Annotated in this window: 24 protein-coding genes and 1 tRNA gene; 2 read left to right on the forward strand and 23 right to left on the reverse strand. The window is 53.5% G+C overall.

Annotated features, from left to right (window positions below; all coding sequences use genetic code 11):
• Positions 1 to 252 precede the first annotated feature (252 nt).
• Positions 253 to 1047, forward strand: coding sequence for a hypothetical protein (locus tag D2E26_RS05155; protein WP_125963625.1), 795 nt, complete (start codon positions 253 to 255; stop codon positions 1045 to 1047).
• A 233-nt stretch (positions 1048 to 1280) separates the two neighbouring features.
• Positions 1281 to 1366: transfer RNA gene (locus tag D2E26_RS05160), tRNA-Ser, on the forward strand.
• A 900-nt stretch (positions 1367 to 2266) separates the two neighbouring features.
• Here the strand turns inward: D2E26_RS05160 and truA are convergent.
• The 23 genes from truA to rpsC all read right to left on the reverse strand — a co-directional run bounded on the left by truA (position 2267) and on the right by rpsC (position 16079).
• Positions 2267 to 3175: a tRNA pseudouridine(38-40) synthase TruA gene (truA, locus tag D2E26_RS05165; protein ID WP_206432086.1), complete on the reverse strand. Its 909-nt coding sequence runs from the start codon at positions 3173 to 3175 to the stop codon at positions 2267 to 2269.
• A 456-nt stretch (positions 3176 to 3631) separates the two neighbouring features.
• The gene (rplQ, locus tag D2E26_RS05170) at positions 3632 to 4090 is read right to left on the reverse strand and encodes a 50S ribosomal protein L17 (RefSeq protein ID WP_125963626.1); all 459 of its coding nucleotides are present in this window, start codon (positions 4088 to 4090) and stop codon (positions 3632 to 3634) included.
• Positions 4091 to 4179: 89 nt separating this feature from the next.
• The gene (locus D2E26_RS05175; RefSeq protein WP_125963627.1) at positions 4180 to 5175 is read right to left on the reverse strand and encodes a DNA-directed RNA polymerase subunit alpha; all 996 of its coding nucleotides are present in this window, start codon (positions 5173 to 5175) and stop codon (positions 4180 to 4182) included.
• A gap of 86 nt (positions 5176 to 5261) precedes the next feature.
• The gene (rpsK, locus tag D2E26_RS05180; protein ID WP_125963628.1) at positions 5262 to 5660 is read right to left on the reverse strand and encodes a 30S ribosomal protein S11; all 399 of its coding nucleotides are present in this window, start codon (positions 5658 to 5660) and stop codon (positions 5262 to 5264) included.
• A 95-nt stretch (positions 5661 to 5755) separates the two neighbouring features.
• Positions 5756 to 6133: a 30S ribosomal protein S13 gene (gene rpsM, locus D2E26_RS05185; protein WP_125963629.1), complete on the reverse strand. Its 378-nt coding sequence runs from the start codon at positions 6131 to 6133 to the stop codon at positions 5756 to 5758.
• Positions 6134 to 6276: 143 nt separating this feature from the next.
• Positions 6277 to 6390 (reverse strand): 50S ribosomal protein L36, encoded by a 114-nt coding sequence (rpmJ, locus tag D2E26_RS05190; RefSeq protein WP_003814578.1) that lies wholly within the window; start codon positions 6388 to 6390, stop codon positions 6277 to 6279.
• Between the two features lie 23 nt (positions 6391 to 6413).
• Entirely contained in the window at positions 6414 to 6632 is a 219-nt protein-coding gene (infA, locus tag D2E26_RS05195; protein WP_004268611.1) for a translation initiation factor IF-1, read from the reverse strand.
• 337 nt (positions 6633 to 6969) lie between these two features.
• Positions 6970 to 7536 (reverse strand): adenylate kinase, encoded by a 567-nt coding sequence (locus D2E26_RS05200; protein ID WP_125963630.1) that lies wholly within the window; start codon positions 7534 to 7536, stop codon positions 6970 to 6972.
• Between the two features lie 727 nt (positions 7537 to 8263).
• Positions 8264 to 9610 (reverse strand): preprotein translocase subunit SecY, encoded by a 1347-nt coding sequence (secY, locus tag D2E26_RS05205; protein ID WP_125963631.1) that lies wholly within the window; start codon positions 9608 to 9610, stop codon positions 8264 to 8266.
• Positions 9611 to 9946: 336 nt separating this feature from the next.
• Complete coding sequence (rplO, locus tag D2E26_RS05210; RefSeq protein ID WP_125963632.1) at positions 9947 to 10405, reverse strand: 50S ribosomal protein L15; 459 nt, start codon at positions 10403 to 10405, stop codon at positions 9947 to 9949.
• A gap of 2 nt (positions 10406 to 10407) precedes the next feature.
• On the reverse strand, positions 10408 to 10590 hold the full coding sequence (gene rpmD, locus D2E26_RS05215) for a 50S ribosomal protein L30 (RefSeq protein ID WP_125963633.1): 183 nt from the start codon (positions 10588 to 10590) through the stop codon (positions 10408 to 10410).
• 2 nt (positions 10591 to 10592) lie between these two features.
• A complete protein-coding gene (rpsE, locus tag D2E26_RS05220; protein WP_125963634.1) occupies positions 10593 to 11318 on the reverse strand; it encodes a 30S ribosomal protein S5 in 726 nt (241 codons plus the stop codon).
• The gene (gene rplR / locus D2E26_RS05225) at positions 11315 to 11686 is read right to left on the reverse strand and encodes a 50S ribosomal protein L18 (protein ID WP_125963635.1); all 372 of its coding nucleotides are present in this window, start codon (positions 11684 to 11686) and stop codon (positions 11315 to 11317) included. The genes rpsE and rplR overlap by 4 nt, the downstream gene beginning before the upstream one ends.
• A 2-nt stretch (positions 11687 to 11688) precedes the next feature.
• Positions 11689 to 12228, reverse strand: coding sequence for a 50S ribosomal protein L6 (gene rplF / locus D2E26_RS05230; protein WP_125963636.1), 540 nt, complete (start codon positions 12226 to 12228; stop codon positions 11689 to 11691).
• A 17-nt stretch (positions 12229 to 12245) separates the two neighbouring features.
• Entirely contained in the window at positions 12246 to 12644 is a 399-nt protein-coding gene (rpsH, locus tag D2E26_RS05235; RefSeq protein WP_125963637.1) for a 30S ribosomal protein S8, read from the reverse strand.
• A 112-nt stretch (positions 12645 to 12756) separates the two neighbouring features.
• Positions 12757 to 12942 (reverse strand): type Z 30S ribosomal protein S14, encoded by a 186-nt coding sequence (locus tag D2E26_RS05240; RefSeq protein WP_006295264.1) that lies wholly within the window; start codon positions 12940 to 12942, stop codon positions 12757 to 12759.
• 1 nt (position 12943) lies between these two features.
• The gene (gene rplE / locus D2E26_RS05245; protein WP_125963638.1) at positions 12944 to 13516 is read right to left on the reverse strand and encodes a 50S ribosomal protein L5; all 573 of its coding nucleotides are present in this window, start codon (positions 13514 to 13516) and stop codon (positions 12944 to 12946) included.
• Entirely contained in the window at positions 13513 to 13848 is a 336-nt protein-coding gene (gene rplX / locus D2E26_RS05250; RefSeq protein WP_125963639.1) for a 50S ribosomal protein L24, read from the reverse strand. The genes rplE and rplX overlap by 4 nt, the downstream gene beginning before the upstream one ends.
• Entirely contained in the window at positions 13849 to 14217 is a 369-nt protein-coding gene (gene rplN, locus D2E26_RS05255; protein WP_125963641.1) for a 50S ribosomal protein L14, read from the reverse strand. It lies immediately after the preceding gene.
• A 105-nt stretch (positions 14218 to 14322) separates the two neighbouring features.
• Positions 14323 to 14583, reverse strand: a complete 261-nt coding sequence (rpsQ, locus tag D2E26_RS05260) for a 30S ribosomal protein S17 (protein WP_125963642.1) — start codon at positions 14581 to 14583, stop codon at positions 14323 to 14325.
• Positions 14583 to 14846, reverse strand: coding sequence for a 50S ribosomal protein L29 (gene rpmC / locus D2E26_RS05265; RefSeq protein ID WP_125963643.1), 264 nt, complete (start codon positions 14844 to 14846; stop codon positions 14583 to 14585). The genes rpsQ and rpmC overlap by 1 nt, the downstream gene beginning before the upstream one ends.
• Positions 14846 to 15265 (reverse strand): 50S ribosomal protein L16, encoded by a 420-nt coding sequence (gene rplP, locus D2E26_RS05270; RefSeq protein WP_125963644.1) that lies wholly within the window; start codon positions 15263 to 15265, stop codon positions 14846 to 14848. The genes rpmC and rplP overlap by 1 nt, the downstream gene beginning before the upstream one ends.
• 7 nt (positions 15266 to 15272) lie before the next feature.
• Positions 15273 to 16079, reverse strand: a complete 807-nt coding sequence (gene rpsC / locus D2E26_RS05275) for a 30S ribosomal protein S3 (protein WP_125963646.1) — start codon at positions 16077 to 16079, stop codon at positions 15273 to 15275.

A 16079-nucleotide genomic window follows, 5' to 3' on the forward strand; every position in this document is an offset into this window, starting at 1 on the left:
CTAGGGGTGTCCTGTCCTCGCTTCAGCCACACACTTCCCCGTTTTTCTTCAATAGATTCGTGGAGTTAGAGCGAAGCTGTGTCAGGTCACAGACGCGTAATAGTGTAATTATTCATGCAGACACCACGCAACACACTTCTCAAAGTGAGAATGACCGCGAAACGACTTGCTCAACTCACCTTGGCAGTGTGTTTAACGTTGGCCAGTGCAGCTTGCTCAGTACCGCAGGTAGAAGGGCGGACGGACGCGAGTATGCACACCAATGCCTGCTCCAGAGCCATTGAACTGGCGACGTGGCGAACGAACCTTGCGAATGACACCGTAGCAACGCCAGAATTTGCACGTTTCGTTGCCGCTGATCAAGCTGAACATGACTGGATTGACGTCGCAATCCAATGCCCTACCCGATTTGAAGAGGGCACACTACGGAGCGCACAAATGCAGTTCCTTGCACAGTCGAGCGCTCAACGTCACGGACGAAACTACACAGCGCTAACCGTTACACGTCTTGATGATCTGAAAAAGAATGTGTTGCCAGGGCAAACGTTGGCCAAGCTGGCACTGGCTGAAGATCGTGCTGGATTTGCGACTGAGGTTTTAGCAGGTAAGCGTGCTGTGGCTCAGCAAATCAACGGTGCAAACGGTAGCAATAGGTTGAATGCACTAAGCGATGATCATAAGCAGGCCGCCAGCGAACTCATGCAATTGGCTGGCAATACGCAGGATCTGCGCCGCAAAGTGTATAGCGTTCATGAACTTGAAGCACACCCTGATTCGATAGTGGATCCTGCAACTGGGCTGCGTGCCAATACGGTCGCAGTACTTGAGATGAACTGTGCTCGAGATGAGGTAGCCGCTGTACAGAAGACTATTACGCAGCATACGGCTGCAACGCAGTCTGGTGAGAGTGATGCACAGACCGAGCAACAAGCACAGGATCGTAATGATGAGCTGTGCAAGCTAGCACTGCTGTTTGCAACGCATGCAGTAACGGCATTCTCACTTGGCTACCCTGGTACGGATTGGGCGCTGTTTAAGAACGCTTGATAAGCAGTGAGAGGACGACTCGATGACTGTGCGAGGGCTACGTAGGAACTGAGTAAGGGATGTGCAGAAGCTTCGTAAAGAACTGCACAGGAGCTGCACCTCACGCACGTAAGCGGTATAGAGTAAGCACTGCATAATCGAGGTATTTGAAAACGGCTATATTGCGCGCGACTCGCGGAAGTTGACATTCAAAATATTTGAGACATAATAAACAAGTTGCTTGATGCAACGAAGGATGAGTGTCCGAGCGGTCTAAGGAGCACGCCTCGAAAGCGTGTGAGGGCAACCCCCTCCGCGAGTTCGAATCTCGCCTCATCCGCCTGAAAGGGATCCCGCAGCTTGTAAAGGCTGCGGGTTTTCTGTTGTTAGGACTGGTTGGGGTTCACTAGCTGCGACTGCTCTTGACGTTGCATGCTAAATAAAAAGTGTTTGTTTTCTTACTGGTATCCCCTTATTTTCATTTGCGTAGTTGATAATGTTGCGCACTGTTGTTGTGGATATTTGCACATGAACTATGCACAAGAATTGTTGATACCTATGCTCAGTGGAATCCACAATTTTTGTTAATTACCAAGTTTTTGTTGCGAAAACAAGTGATATTGAGGCGTTATTCACAGAATTTGTGGATACCCCCGTTTAATTCCATACACATGTGAATAAAGTTTTGTAGAGCTATACACATGTTCACAAGGGTACATGTGGATGAATGTGCATGAATTCAGCTGTTCATTGCACATAATATGCAATACATAATTACCCCTTTGTGTATTGCACTCAATACCCCCCGAGAAGACAAACATATATACCCCCATAGAGTGGGTTTTCATACTCAAGAGATATTCAGAAACTCATAAGTGTACGTAAGAGTACAACGGAGCGCGTAAAGCTACGAATACGTGCGAAATAGTACGAGATAGTACGAAGTACCTAGAAATACCTACAAATACCTAGAAGTCCGAGCCCGGACGGCTTGTATGCATCGTAAATACAGTTACATTAAGCGTGACTCGAGTAATTCTGACTCGCAACGCTACAAAATTGCCTGTAAAGCCGTTTTTTGTACACCCAACGCAACATGTATTTGTGAAAGAGTGTGCAGCCGTTTTAAAGAACGGCGTTATTTCACTAGTTCTGAGCGGCTCACACTGCCTCTAACACACTCTTTCACAATTGCTGCCGCAGTCGGGTGTGCATTTGAGAAGAATTCTTGATTCAACTACTAATCCAGCGTACGCACTGCACGAATAGCCTCAGCTCGTGAGGCAAGCTGATCGTTTGGCGGATATGCCACGTGCTCAAGCGTAAGACCTTCTGGAGCGATTGGGCCCGTGGATCCTTCACGCAGTGGCACTTGCATCTTCTGAGCAAACCAATCCACGCTTCGCTTGCCGCGGCCGACCTGGACGCAACCATTGACCAGAGAACGCACCATATTGCGGGCAAATGCATCAGCCACAATCGTAAAGCACAGCAAACCTGACTCAATAGCAGGCGTACGGTACTGCTCCCCCATTGGATCATCGATAAGTGGACGCATTGGCACACGACGCCAATATGCGGTTTTGACTTCACGAATTGTTGTACCACCAGGATTTGGCGTTGCGAAGGATCCGAAATCATGCAGGCCAATGGTTAGGGCTGCAGCCTTATTCATAGCGTCAATATCAAGCTCATCGTCAATATGCCACACATAACTCAATTGCCTTGGATCGTACGTGCTCTGAGCATCAGCAATACGGTACACATAAGTGCGTTCCAATGCCGAGAATCGTGCATCAAAGCCCTCAGGAGCAATAGAAACACGGTGAATAGCAATATCGTTCGGTACCATGCGTGACAAACGCAGCTCAAGCGCTTTGACTGCGTCTACATGCATATGGCCCACGCAGCCATCAAGCATGGCTTGAGTGACATCAAGATGGCATACCTGATGCGATGCATGCACACCAGCATCGGTACGACCAGCCACAGTCAGACGAATCGTTGGCTGTTCCTGAGCCGTACGATCATGCAGAATGCGACGTAAAACCTTCTCAATCTCACCCTGTACCGTACGTAGCTTCGGCTGCACTGCCCAACCGTTGAAGTTCATACCGTTATACGCCAGATCAATACGCAGCCTGATCAGAGGCGACTGCTGCACATGCTCTGCGTCTGATGCTGGTTGCGAGATTTCGGCCTTCGTAGCAGAGATATTCTCCACTGAATCTGATTGCTCAGCACGAGTAGCTGCAAAGTTCTCAGTATTCATGGGATTCGTAGAGTCAGGGTTGTGCATAGGTTCCAGTGTACAAGTGCCCCTACAAGATGGCTGGTTCTGGTGTCTTAGGGCTTTTCATTGAACAAAGCGTCAGAATGAACCAGTACACAGGCAAAGAAATAAATAAATAAGTAAGTGAGTTAGTAAGCAAGCAAATAAGTTAGCAAGCAAAATCAGCCACGTCGTACAGTCAAAGACGCACCACCTGCCGTACAGAATATGCATCAAGATATGCAAAAAGCCCTCCACCGCTAGAAATCTAGTGGGGAGGGCTTTCGACTTAAGACCTTAGTCTGTTACGACTCAACGTCTTTGAGCTTGATGTCACTCAGCGTCGGATGCAGCTTCCTTTGCAGGAGCTTCTTCCTCAGCAGCAACCTTCGTTGCAGCTTCAGCTTCCTTGACAACAGCCTTCTTAGCGCTCACTGGCTCCTTGACGAGCTCAATGATTGCAGCTGCAGCAGCATCGCCAGTGCGTGGAGCAATCTTGACGATACGGGTGTAGCCGCCTTCACGCTGCTTCATCTGCTCAGCGATCTCGGTGAACAGCATGTGCACGACGTGCTTGTCGCGGATGACGCGCATAACGCGACGACGCGAGTGCAGATCGCCACGCTTTGCGAACGTGATCAGGCGCTCAGCCACTGGACGCAGACGCTTTGCCTTTGGCAGCGTGGTCGTGATGCGGCCGTTCTTGAACAGGCTCGTTGCCATGTTGGCGAGCATCAGGCGCTCATGTGCTGGGCTAGAAGCCAGACGTGGGCCCTTCTTAGGTGTAGGCATGGTTTCTCCTTGAAATGCCGGCAAGCATTTAGGTGGGCATTCGCCCGAACATCCAAATGCTTGCCAACGTAACTAATTAGTGTGGCTAATCACTCATCTTCAGGCGAGAAGAAAGTACCGCCCTCAAGATTCGTGGTATCGAAGCCCAGCGGCGAAGCCTTCAGAGACAGACCCAGGGACTGGAGCTTCTCCTTGACCTCATCGATCGACTTCATGCCAAAGTTACGGATGTCGAGCAAGTCCTGCTCGTTGTGGGAGATCAGCTCGCCGACCGTGTGGATGCCCTCACGCTTCAGGCAGTTGTAGCTGCGCTGCGTAAGGTTCAGATCCTCGATTGGCACCTGAAGTTCAGGGTTGACCTCTTCGACGACTGGAGCAGGTCCAACTTCCACACCCTCTGCTTGCACGTTGAGTTCGCGGCACAGGCCGAAGAGCTCTACAAGCGTAGAACCAGCGGATGCAACAGCATCGCGTGGCGAGATGGCTGGCTTGGTCTCAACATCCAGGATGAGCTTGTCGAAGTCCGTGCGCTGTTCCACACGCGTAGCCTCGACCTTGTAGCTCACCTTGAGTACTGGCGAATAGATGGAATCAACCGGGATACGGCCGATCTCATCGGTATCCTGCTTATTCATCTGTGCAGGCACGTAACCACGGCCGCGTTCAACAGTGAACTCGATCTCGAGTTCGCCGTCTTCAGCGAGCGTAGCAATGTGCATATCAGGGTTAGCAATCGTGATGCCAGCTGGTGGCGTGATGTCACCGGCGGTAGCCTCACCCTTGCCGCTCTTGCGCAGATACATGACCACAGGCTCGTCGTATTCGCTCGTGAGCACGATGCCCTTGATGTTGAGCAGAATCTCAGTGACGTCCTCTTCAACACCTGGCAGAGTCGTGAACTCATGCAGGGCGCCGGAGATACGCACCGAAGTCACTGCAGCACCCGGAATCGAGCTGAGCAGGGTACGGCGAAGCGAGTTTCCAAGCGTGTAGCCGAAACCAGGCTCGAGCGGTTCGATGACGAAGCGGGAGCGCTGTGGGGTAATAGATTCCTCGGTAAGTGTCGGACGCTGTGCGATAAGCACTATGGTTATCCTTTCAGCTGTGGACCGATGCTCTTAGGCGAGCACCGGACTCAAGTGCTTTGTACGGATGGTTATTGGATAAGTGCTCAGACGCGGCGACGCTTTGGCGGACGCACACCGTTGAATGCCTGTGGCGTGACATCGGTAATCGAACCGACCTCAAGACCAGCAGACTGCAGCGAACGAATTGCCGTTTCGCGGCCCGAACCTGGACCCTTCACGAAGACGTCGACCTTCTTGACGCCGTGCTCCATAGCCTTGCGGGCTGCGGATTCAGCTGCCATGCCAGCAGCGTATGGCGTGGACTTGCGGGAGCCCTTGAAGCCGACATCGCCACCGGATGCCCAGGACACAACTGCGCCGGATGGGTCGGTGATCGAAATAATAGTGTTGTTGAACGTAGACTTGATGTGCGCTTGACCAACCGGGATCGACTTACGATCGCGGCGACGTGGCTTGCGCGCAGCTTGTTTCTGAGCTGCCATGAACCCTCGTTTCCTAAATAACGAATAGTTGGTTATATGGAATGCTTCGACGATGAAGACTGTTCATAGTCCTCGTGGTCTCAGCTCGTCACCGTTTACTTGGTGGCCTTCTTCTTACCTGCGACGGTGCGCTTTGGACCCTTGCGGGTACGTGCGTTCGTCTTCGTGCGCTGGCCACGCACTGGGAGGCCCCTGCGATGACGCTGGCCCTGGTAGCAATTGATCTGAATCTTGCGACGAATATCAGCATCAATTTCGCGGCGCAGATCGCCCTCGATCTTGTAGTTAGACTCGAGGTAATCACGCAGCGTGATGAGCTGCTCGTCGGTCAAATCCTTGACGCGGATATCTGGGTTGATACCCGTAGCGGCAAGGGTTTCCTTCGCACGAGTGCGTCCCACACCAAAGATGTAGGTAAGTGCAATCTCAATGCGCTTATCATTTGGGATGTCGACTCCGGCAAGACGTGCCATTGCGATTCCTTCTGCTGTACGCAGGTCTTGCACCGAGCCCTCCGGTTTCCCGGCCCGGGCCTGCGTTCCCGGGGTTCAGCCGTTAATCGAAATTAACGTCTGTGGCTTAGTGCCTGAATTTTTGAGTTGCCGTGGAGGCCTGCTCAGCCCTGACGCTGCTTATGGCGTGGGTTGGTGCAGATCACCATGACACGGCCGTGACGACGGATCACGCGGCAGTTCTCGCAGATCCTCTTCACGCTTGGGCTGACCTTCATGGTTTTCCTTTGCTGTTGTACCTTTACTTGTAACGGTACGTAATACGACCGCGGTTCAAATCGTATGGGCTCATTTCGAGTACCACGCGATCCTGAGGCAGGATGCGGATGTAATTCTTCCTCATCTTGCCGGAGATAGTGGCGAGAACGATGTGCTTGTTCTCTAGCTCGACGCGGAACATTGCGTTTGGCAATGCCTCAACGACACGTCCTTCGACTTCAATCACACCGTCTTTTGCCATAAGTCTCGATTCCGTTTCATTGGTCGATTACTGCGTGTATCCGAAGACACACCGAATTGCAAGAATACACGAAAACATTGATTTAGATAGTAAGCGGCGTGTCGCAATGAGTGCGCCGCTATACTATCTATTTTTTACTTGCAAAAATGAGCCTGACTAGACCTAATTAACGCTGATATCTTGCGGAAATCAGATCTAATACAGACTCAATTTATGAATTACTCGCTGAGTATTTCGTTACTTTCTGAGGTATTCCCTGCTGTAGCGATTGCTCAGCCGATCACCGTTTTTTCTCAGTGAATTTCAATAAGCGTCGAGATAGTTTTCTCGAACTCACTCACTGCTCGTCGAGCTTGCTAATGATCGTCTTGGAGATCTCGTCGATCTCGCCAACGCCATTGAACGAACGAAGCAGACCACGCTCACGATAGATGTCGAGCAGTGGAGCCGTTTCCTTCTCGTACGTTTCGAGACGCTTAGCAATTGCCTCTGGCGTATCGTCCGAACGACCCTGCTCCTCAGCGCGCTTAGCCATGCGCTTCATGAGCACGTCGCGGTCAGCTTCGAGAGCCACAACAGCGTCGAGCTTCACACCGAGCTGCTTGAGCATCTCATCAAGAGCTGCAACCTGAGCTGCGTTACGTGGGTAGCCGTCGAGGATCCAGCCGTTCTGAGCATCGTCCATTGCCAGACGATCCTTCACGATCTTGTTCGTCAGCTCATCAGGAACGAGCTCACCCTTATCGGTGTAAGACAGAGCTTCCTTGCCGAGCTCAGTCTGGTTCTTGATGTTGTAACGGAAGATATCGCCCGTCGAAATTGCTGGGATTTCGTAGTGCTCGCTCAGCAGTGCAGCCTGCGTGCCCTTGCCGACGCCCTGAGGTCCCATGATTAACAGACGCATGTTCTGTGTCCTTTCCGCATTTTTCTATGCTGATTTCTCACGATTCAACACATACGAACTTACCCGTACCTATGCCCCTCCGTGCTGTCTGAGCGGCCAATTCCCCACCATTTATGAACATCAAAATCTCAATGCGCCCACTTCCCCGCATATAAGCCACTTCCCTAGCACACACAACTCATCCCACACATAAGCCAATTAGTTGATTAGTGGCTTGCACCTGTAATTCGCTTATGTGCGGGATAGATCTAACTGTCTTATGTGTGGGCGGGCCTAACTCTCTTCTGTGTGGGTTACCGCAATCCCCTTATGTGCGGGTGAACCTAACTCACTTATGTGTGGACTATCGCAATCTCTTTATGTGCAGAAGAAGTAACTGTCTTAACTGTGGTTATCGCAACTGAGTTATATGTGGGACGGATAACTGTCTTATGTGCGGGAGTTGATGCAACTGTCTTATGTGCGGGAGTTGGGGCAATTGTCTTATGTGTGGGAGAAGGACTGGCTTATTTGCGATTATCGCAACTGCTTTATGTGCGTGAGTTAAACAACTGCTTTATGTGTGGGAGTTAGAGCAGCTGTCTTATGTGCAGGAGTTGGGTTATGTGTGGGAGGGAGTTGGGGGTTGAGCTGCTGTGTGAGGTTGGCAGAAGTAAAAGAAATAAAAACCAGCTGGAGCACGTGATGCACTCCAGCTGGTTATAACCGGCACAAATTTTAGGAAAACTTAGGCGATTGCCTTGCCTTCCTTATGATCCGTGTTCTCGAACAGGAAGCCAGCGTACTGATACTGCTCGGTCTGGGCCTTAGCCTGACGCAGCGTATCCAAGCCGACGCCTGCGATAATCAGGATCGTCGTACCACCGAATGGAAGACGGGTGTTGAGGTTCAACGCCATGATCAACACAGTCGGGATCAACGCGACGAACAGCAGGTAGACAGCACCCACAGTGTTGAGTCGGTTGATGACGTACTTGAGATAACGAGCGGTGGAGTTACCAGCGCGGATGCCTGGGATGAAGCCACCGTACTGCTTCATGTTGTCTGCAGTCTCGTCTGGGTTGAACGTGATCTCCGTGTAGAAGAAGCAGAAGAACACGATCATCAGAGCGTAGAGCACGATGTACCAGACGCTCGTGGTGTTAGCGAGGTTCTTGTTAATCCACTGAACCCAAGCCTGCTGCGAATCACCGAACTGAGCAATCAGCGTTGGGATTGCAAGAATCGACGATGCGAAGATTGGTGGGATAACACCAGACATGTTGACCTTGAGTGGCAGGTAGGTCGACGAGCCACCGTACATCTTGCGGCCAATCATGCGGCGCGTGTACTGCACTGGGATACGGCGCTGAGAAAGCTCAACGTAGACCACGAAGATCATGATGACGAGCAGAACACCCGTAACCACACCGAACTTGAACCAGTCGCCGTCGGTGCCGTTCGTACCCCAACCGATTTCCCACAGCTGTGGCAGGAAGCCGGAGCAGATCGACAGGAAGATCAAGATGGACATACCCTGGCCAATACCCTTATCGGTAATAAGCTCAGCCATCCACATGATCAGGCCGGTGCCACCGGTCATGACGAGGATCATAACAACGAGGTTCCAGACGGAGCCGTCTGGGATAACCTGCGAGCACTGGTAGTTGAACAGTGCGCCAGAACGTGCAGTCACAATAATCGTTGTGGACTGCAGCACAGCAAGACCGATGGTCAGGTAACGCGTGTACTGCGTCAGCTTAGCCTCACCAGACTGGCCTTCCTTGTGCAAAGCTTCGAAGCGTGGGATCACCACACGCAGCAGCTGGACGACGATCGATGCGGTGATGTAAGGCATAACGCCCAGTGCAAAGATCGAAAGCTGCAACATTGCGCCACCTGAGAACAGGTTGACGAGTCCAATAAAGTTTTCGGAATTATTCGTTGTGTTTGCAACACAATCGTGAACAACGGTCTCGTCGACGCCCGGAGTTGGGATGAACGAGCCAATTCGATAGATAACAATAATCGCCAAGACGAAGAGGATCTTGTTCCTCAACTCCTTGGTGCGAAAGGCCTGGATTAACGTCCTCACCTTAGGTTCCCTCCAATGATGTGTGTGCCGGTGCAATGAAAATCACACTCTGTTGGTCGAGTCTAACCCACAGACTCTACGTTGACTAGTCACATTTCGGGGATCCCCCTAGATATGAACAAAAAACACATAATATGCGTAAAAATCGCATTTCATTTTGTAGAAATCTGGTGGAAATCTTTCGAATTTCCTGCACGTATGCAAAAGACCCGTACAGAACTCGAAAAAAGTTCCTGTACGGGTCTTCAATATATTGCACTCAAATAATCAGAGATCGAAATGACTGATATTTGAGATGTGTTGTAGATGAGTCTTTAAAACTCTGCTTCACTCGCTTCACTCAGCGATGGAGCCGCCTGCAGCCTCAATCTTAGCCTTAGCCGATGCGGAGACCTTCACGCCCGAGAGCTTGAAAGCAACCGTCGTCTCGCCCTCGCCCAGCACCTTCACAGGCTGGTTTGCGCGGACAGCACCCTTAGCCACGAGGTCAGCCACCGTGATCTCGCCGCCCTCTGGGAAGAGCTCAGCGAGCTTAGCGATGTTAACGACCTGGTAGACCGTCTTGAATGGGCTCTTGAAGCCACGGAGCTTTGGCAGGCGCATGTACAGAGGCAGCTGGCCACCTTCGAAGCCTGGACGAACTTGGTAACGCTTCTTCGTACCCTTATCGCCACGACCCGAGGTCTTACCCTTGGAGCCTTCACCACGGCCAACGCGCGTACGCGACTTGTTAGCACCTGGAGCTGGCTTGAGGTCATGCATCTGCAGGATTGTGGTCTCTTCTTCAGTAGCCATAATCAGTCTGCCTCCTCAACATTGACCAGGTGACGCACGACCTGAATCAGGCCGCGAGTCTGCGAGTTGTCTTCACGAATCGTGCTCTGACCGATCTTGCGAAGAGCAAGCGTCTGCACGGTTGCACGCTGCTTTGGGGTAGCACCGCAAACACCGTGGACGAGCGTGATCTTGAGCTTTGCCATTCTCACTCACCATCCTTAGCAGCGGCCTTAGCGGCAGCTTCTTCACGAGCCTTAGCAGCCTCAGCGATGCCCTTAGCGCGAGCACGGAGCATTGCGTCTGGAGTGACCTCCTGAACGCTCATGCCACGACGTGCAGCGATCTCCTCAGGATCTTCGAGCTGCTTGAGAGCGTCAACCGTAGCGCGCACGACGTTAACAGCCGTTGCCGAGCCCATGGACTTGGTCAGGACGTCGGTAATACCAGCGCACTCCATGACTGCACGCACAGCGCCACCAGCGATAACACCGGTACCTGGAGCTGCAGGACGCAGCATGACGGTGCCAGCGTGATCGTGACCGGTCACTGGGTGGGTCACGGTGCCACGGATACGAGGCACGGTGAACATGTGCTTCTTAGCATCGAGCTGGCCCTTAGCGATTGCTGCAGGGACCTCGCGGGACTTGCCGTAGCCAACGCCGACAGTGCCGTTGCCGTCACCGACAACAACAAGAGCAGCGAAGCTGAACGTACGACCACCCTTGTGCGTCTTGGACACACGGTTGATCGTCACAACGCGGTCGAGCATCTCGTCGCGGTTCTCTTCACGACGGTCGCGGTTACGGCCACGACGGCCCTCACCACGCTGACCGCGACGGCTGCGACGCTCGTCGTTGTTCGTGGTCTCAGCGGTTGCCTGAGTCTTCTCAGTTTCTTCAGCCACTTGGGTTTCCTTTTCGTTGTCGCTCACAGTGCAAGACCTCCCTCGCGGGCGCCTTCAGCAACAGCTGCAACGCGACCATGGTACTTGTTACCGCCACGATCGAACACAACCGTGGTGATGCCAGCGTCAAGCGCCTTCTTAGCGATCATTTCGCCGACCTTGTGGGCGGCTTCGGTCTTGGTGCCCTTGAACTCGCCGAAATCGTTCATCAGCGTGGACTCGGAGACCAGCGTGATGCCCTTAGTATCGTCGATAATCTGAGCAACCATATGACGGTTGGAACGCGTAACCACAAGGCGTGGCATCTCTGCGGTGCCGTTGATCTTCTTGCGAATACGGGCGTGACGACGCTTGTTTGCGATCTGCTTGCCCTTACCAAAAATCTTAACGCTCATGATCACTTACCAGCCTTTCCAGCCTTACGGCGGATGCGCTCATCGGCGTACTTAATGCCCTTGCCCTTGTAAGGTTCTGGAGCACGAAGCTTGCGGATGTTAGCTGCAGCCTGGCCGACGGCCTGCTTGTCGGTTCCGTTAACAATCACGGTGTTTGCATCAGGAACCTCGAACGAGATGCCCTCTGGTGGGTCAACCGTAATCGTGTGCGAGTAACCGAGCGAGAACTCAATGCTCTTGCCCTTCAGCTGAGCACGGTAGCCGGTGCCGACAATCTGGAGCTTCTTCGAGTAACCGTCGTGAACACCCTTGACGATCGATGCGACGATCGAACGAGCCAGGCCGTGCTTTGCACGGGTGGAACGCTCATCATCTGCAGGGGTGAGCACAACTTCGTTGTTCTCGACCTGAGCCGTGATGCCTTCTGGAATCTCGAAAGCGTCAGAACCCTTAGGGCCCTTAGCAGAGAATTCCTGACCATTAATAGTGACTTCAACGCCTGCCGGGATGGCGACAGGGAGCTTTCCGATATGCGATGCCATAGTTCAGCTCTCCTTTCTCACCACACGAAGGCGACGATCTCGCCACCAATGCCTCGGTCGAGGCATTCCTTCTGAGTCAACAATCCCGAGCTCGTCGAGATGATTGCGATGCCGAGGCCACCGAGTGGCATTGGCAGAGCATCCGACTTAGCGTAGCGACGCAGGCCTGGCTTGGAAATGCGCTTAATGCCCTGGATGGCGCGCTCACCGTGGTCGCCGTACTTGAGCGTGATCTCAAGAGTCTGGCCAACCTTGGCTTCCTTAGCCGTGTAATCCTTGATGTAGCCTTCGCGCTTGAGGATCTCGGCGATGTTCTTCTTGAACTTCGAGTACGGCATGTCCACGGTTTCGTGCTTTGCCGCGCTCGCGTTACGCAGACGCGTAAGCATGTCTGCGATTGGATCTGTCATTGTCATTTTGGGCTAATGCCCTTTCTCGCCGTGGTTTCCGCCGCCCGCTCGGTGCTTGTACAGTGTCTTCGTTTCTGTACTTGCACCGAGCTAAACCGCGGACCTTCAGCGGTTCAATTTACCAACTGGACTTCGTGACGCCTGGCAGTTCGCCAGCATGTGCCTTGTTACGAAGGCAGATGCGGCACAGGCCGAACTTGCGGTATACGGAGTGAGGACGGCCGCAGACCTGGCAACGCGTGTAAGCGCGCACCTTGAACTTAGGCTTGCGGGCAGCCTTCACCTTGAGGCATGTTTTTGCCATATCAGTTCTCCTTGAACGGGAAGCCAAGGTGCTTAAGCAGAGCGTAAGCTTCCTCATCATTCTTGGTGCTGGTTACCACGCTGATGTCCATACCACGCTGGTGGTCAATGGAATCTGGATCGATCTCGTGGAACATGGACTGCTCCGTGAGACCGAAGTTGTAGTTGCCCTGACCGTCGAACTGGTGGCCATTGATACCGCGGAAATCGCGGATACGTGGCAGAGCCAGCGTCAGAAGACGATCGAGGAATTCCCACATACGGTCGCCGCGAAGAGTCACGAAGCAACCGATAGCCTGGCCTTCGCGCAGGTGGAACTGTGCGACAGACTTCTTAGCCTTCGTGATCTTTGGCTTCTGACCCGTGATTGCGGTCAGGTCGCGAACAGCGCCTTCGATGAGCTTGGAGTCGCGAGCTGCGGCGCCAACACCCATGGAGACAACGACCTTCTCAACGCGTGGGATCATCATTGGATTGTCGTGGTGGAACTCCTTCTCGAGTTCAGGCACGATAACCTCGTTGTACATGGCCTTCAGGCGAGGAGTCTGAGGCGCTTCGACTGTGGTGTCGCTCATGCCAGCTCCTTTCCGGACTTCTTAGCCACGCGAACACGCACGGTCTTGACCTTGCCGTCGCGAGCTTCTTCCTTGATGGTCACGCCAACGCGCGTAGGCTTGTTGGTCTCTGGATCCAAAAGCATCACGTTAGAGCGATGGATTGGAGCTTCCACAGACACAATGCCTGCCTGCTGACCCTGCTGGGTAGCACGCACGTGCTTCTTGACGATCTGCACGCCTTCAACGATCAGACGATCGTCCTTGAGCACACGCAGAACCTTGCCGTCCTTACCGCGGTCCTTACCACGGATGACGCGGACCATATCTCCGCTCTTGATCTTTGCTACCACTCAGATCACCTCCGGAGCGAGGGACACGATGCGCATGAAGCGCTTGTCGCGCAGTTCACGGCCAACTGGTCCGAAAATACGAGTGCCCTTTGGTTCACGGCCGGAGCCGAGAATCACAGCTGCGTTCTCGTCGAACTTGATGTAGGAGCCGTCATCACGACGGTGTTCCTTTACAGTGCGGACGACGACGGCCTTGACCACATCGCCCTTCTTGACCGACCCGCCAGGGATTGCATCCTTAACGGAAGCGACGATCACGTCGCCAATGCCGGCATAGCGTCGCTTCGATCCGCCGAGCACGCGGATGGCGAGCAGTTCCTTCGCACCCGTGTTGTCGGCGACATGAAGCCGCGTTTCCTGCTGAATCATTGATTCTCCTTAGCCGAGCTGGTTCTCCCCGCACACCGGGCCCAGGCCAGTCCGCAGTAGGACTGACCGGGACCAGGTGTACAGGAAGCCTTGCCGAACTTTTTATTACTTAGCGCGCTCGATAATCGAGTCGAGACGCCAACGCTTGGTCTTGCTCAGTGGACGAGTCTCCATAATACTCACGAGGTCGCCAACGTGAGCATCATTGTGTTCGTCATGAACCTTGACCGTGCGGGTAGAGCGAACGACCTTGCCGTACAGTGGGTGGGTCGAACGCAGCTCGAGCTCCACCGAGATCGTCTTGTCCATCTTGTCGGACACGACATATCCACGGCGAACCTTGCGGAAATTACGCTCTTCAGCCATTACTTCTCCTCAGCCTTCGACTCGGACTCTGCAGCTGCAGGAGCCTGGGCGATACCAAGCTCGCGCTCACGCAGAACCGTGTACATCCTAGCGATGTCGTGCTTGACTGCCTTCACGCGGGCAGTGTTCTCGAGCTGACCAGTAGCGGCCTGGAAGCGCAGGTTGAACAGCTCTTCCTTGGACTTCTTGAGGAAGTCTTCGATCTCCGCGTTAGTCTTCTCGTTGAGATTCTTGATGGTGTACTCTTCAGTTCCGACTGACATCAGATGTCACCGCCTTCACGAGCAATAACACGGCACTTCATTGGGAGCTTATCGATTGCGCGGCGCAGTGCCTCGCGAGCGATGTCCTCAGAAACGCCACCGATTTCGAACATGACGCGACCTGGGTGGATGTTGGAAATCCAGAACTCAGGAGCGCCCTTACCGGAACCCATTCGAGCGCCGAGAGGGTGCTTGGTCAGTGGGCGATCAGGGAAAATGTTGATCCACACGCGACCACCACGCTTGATGTAACGCGTCATAGCGATACGAGCTGCCTCGATCTGACGGTTCGTCACATAAGCTGGTGCCAGTGCCTGGATGCCATAATCACCGAATGCAAGCTGGTTGCCGCCCTTGGACATGCCGTGGCGGTCCGGACGGTGCTGCTTACGATATTTGGTCCTCTTTGGGATAAGCATCTTAGGCTCACTCCTTCGTTTCCGTTGCGGCAGGAGCAGCGGCAGCTTCGGCCTTTGGAGCCTCAGTTGCAGCGTTGTTCTGCTGACGCTGGCCACCACGGTTACCACGGCGTGGGCGGCGATCGCCACGACGGCCACGGTTACCCTGCTGAGCCTGCTGTTCTTCGAACTCACGCTCCGTCATATCGCCCTTGTAGATCCACACCTTCACGCCAATGCGGCCGTAGGTGGTACGAGCCTCAAAGAAGCCGTAATCAATAAGAGCACGCAGGGTCTGCAGTGGAACGCGACCCTCGCGGTAGAACTCGGAGCGGCTCATCTCAGCACCGCCAAGGCGGCCCGAGAGCTTGATGCGGATACCCTTAGCGCCTGCACGCATAGCATCCTGCTGAGCCTTACGCATTGCACGACGGAACGTCACGCGGTTGGTCAGCTGCTCAGCAATACCCTGAGCAACGAGCTGTGCGTCGAGAGCTGGGTTCTTCACTTCGTAGATGTTGAGCTGAACCTGCTTGCCCGTGAGCTTCTCGAGCTTTGCGCGAACGCGCTCTGCCTCAGCACCACGACGGCCGATGACGATACCTGGACGAGCGGTGTGGATGTCCACACGCACGCGGTCACGAGTGCGCTCGATAACGATGCGGGACACGCCTGCACGCTCGAGATCCTTGCTCATGGCCTTACGGATCTTGTCATCTTCAAGCACGAAATCGCGGTAACGCTCACCGAGCTTGTTTGAATCGGAGAACCACTTAGAACGATGGCCCTCAGTAATACCCAGGCGATAGCCGAAAGGATTAATCTTCTGGCCCAT

This window comes from Bifidobacterium dolichotidis, from assembly GCF_003951975.1.
Lineage (GTDB): Bacteria > Actinomycetota > Actinomycetes > Actinomycetales > Bifidobacteriaceae > Bifidobacterium > Bifidobacterium dolichotidis.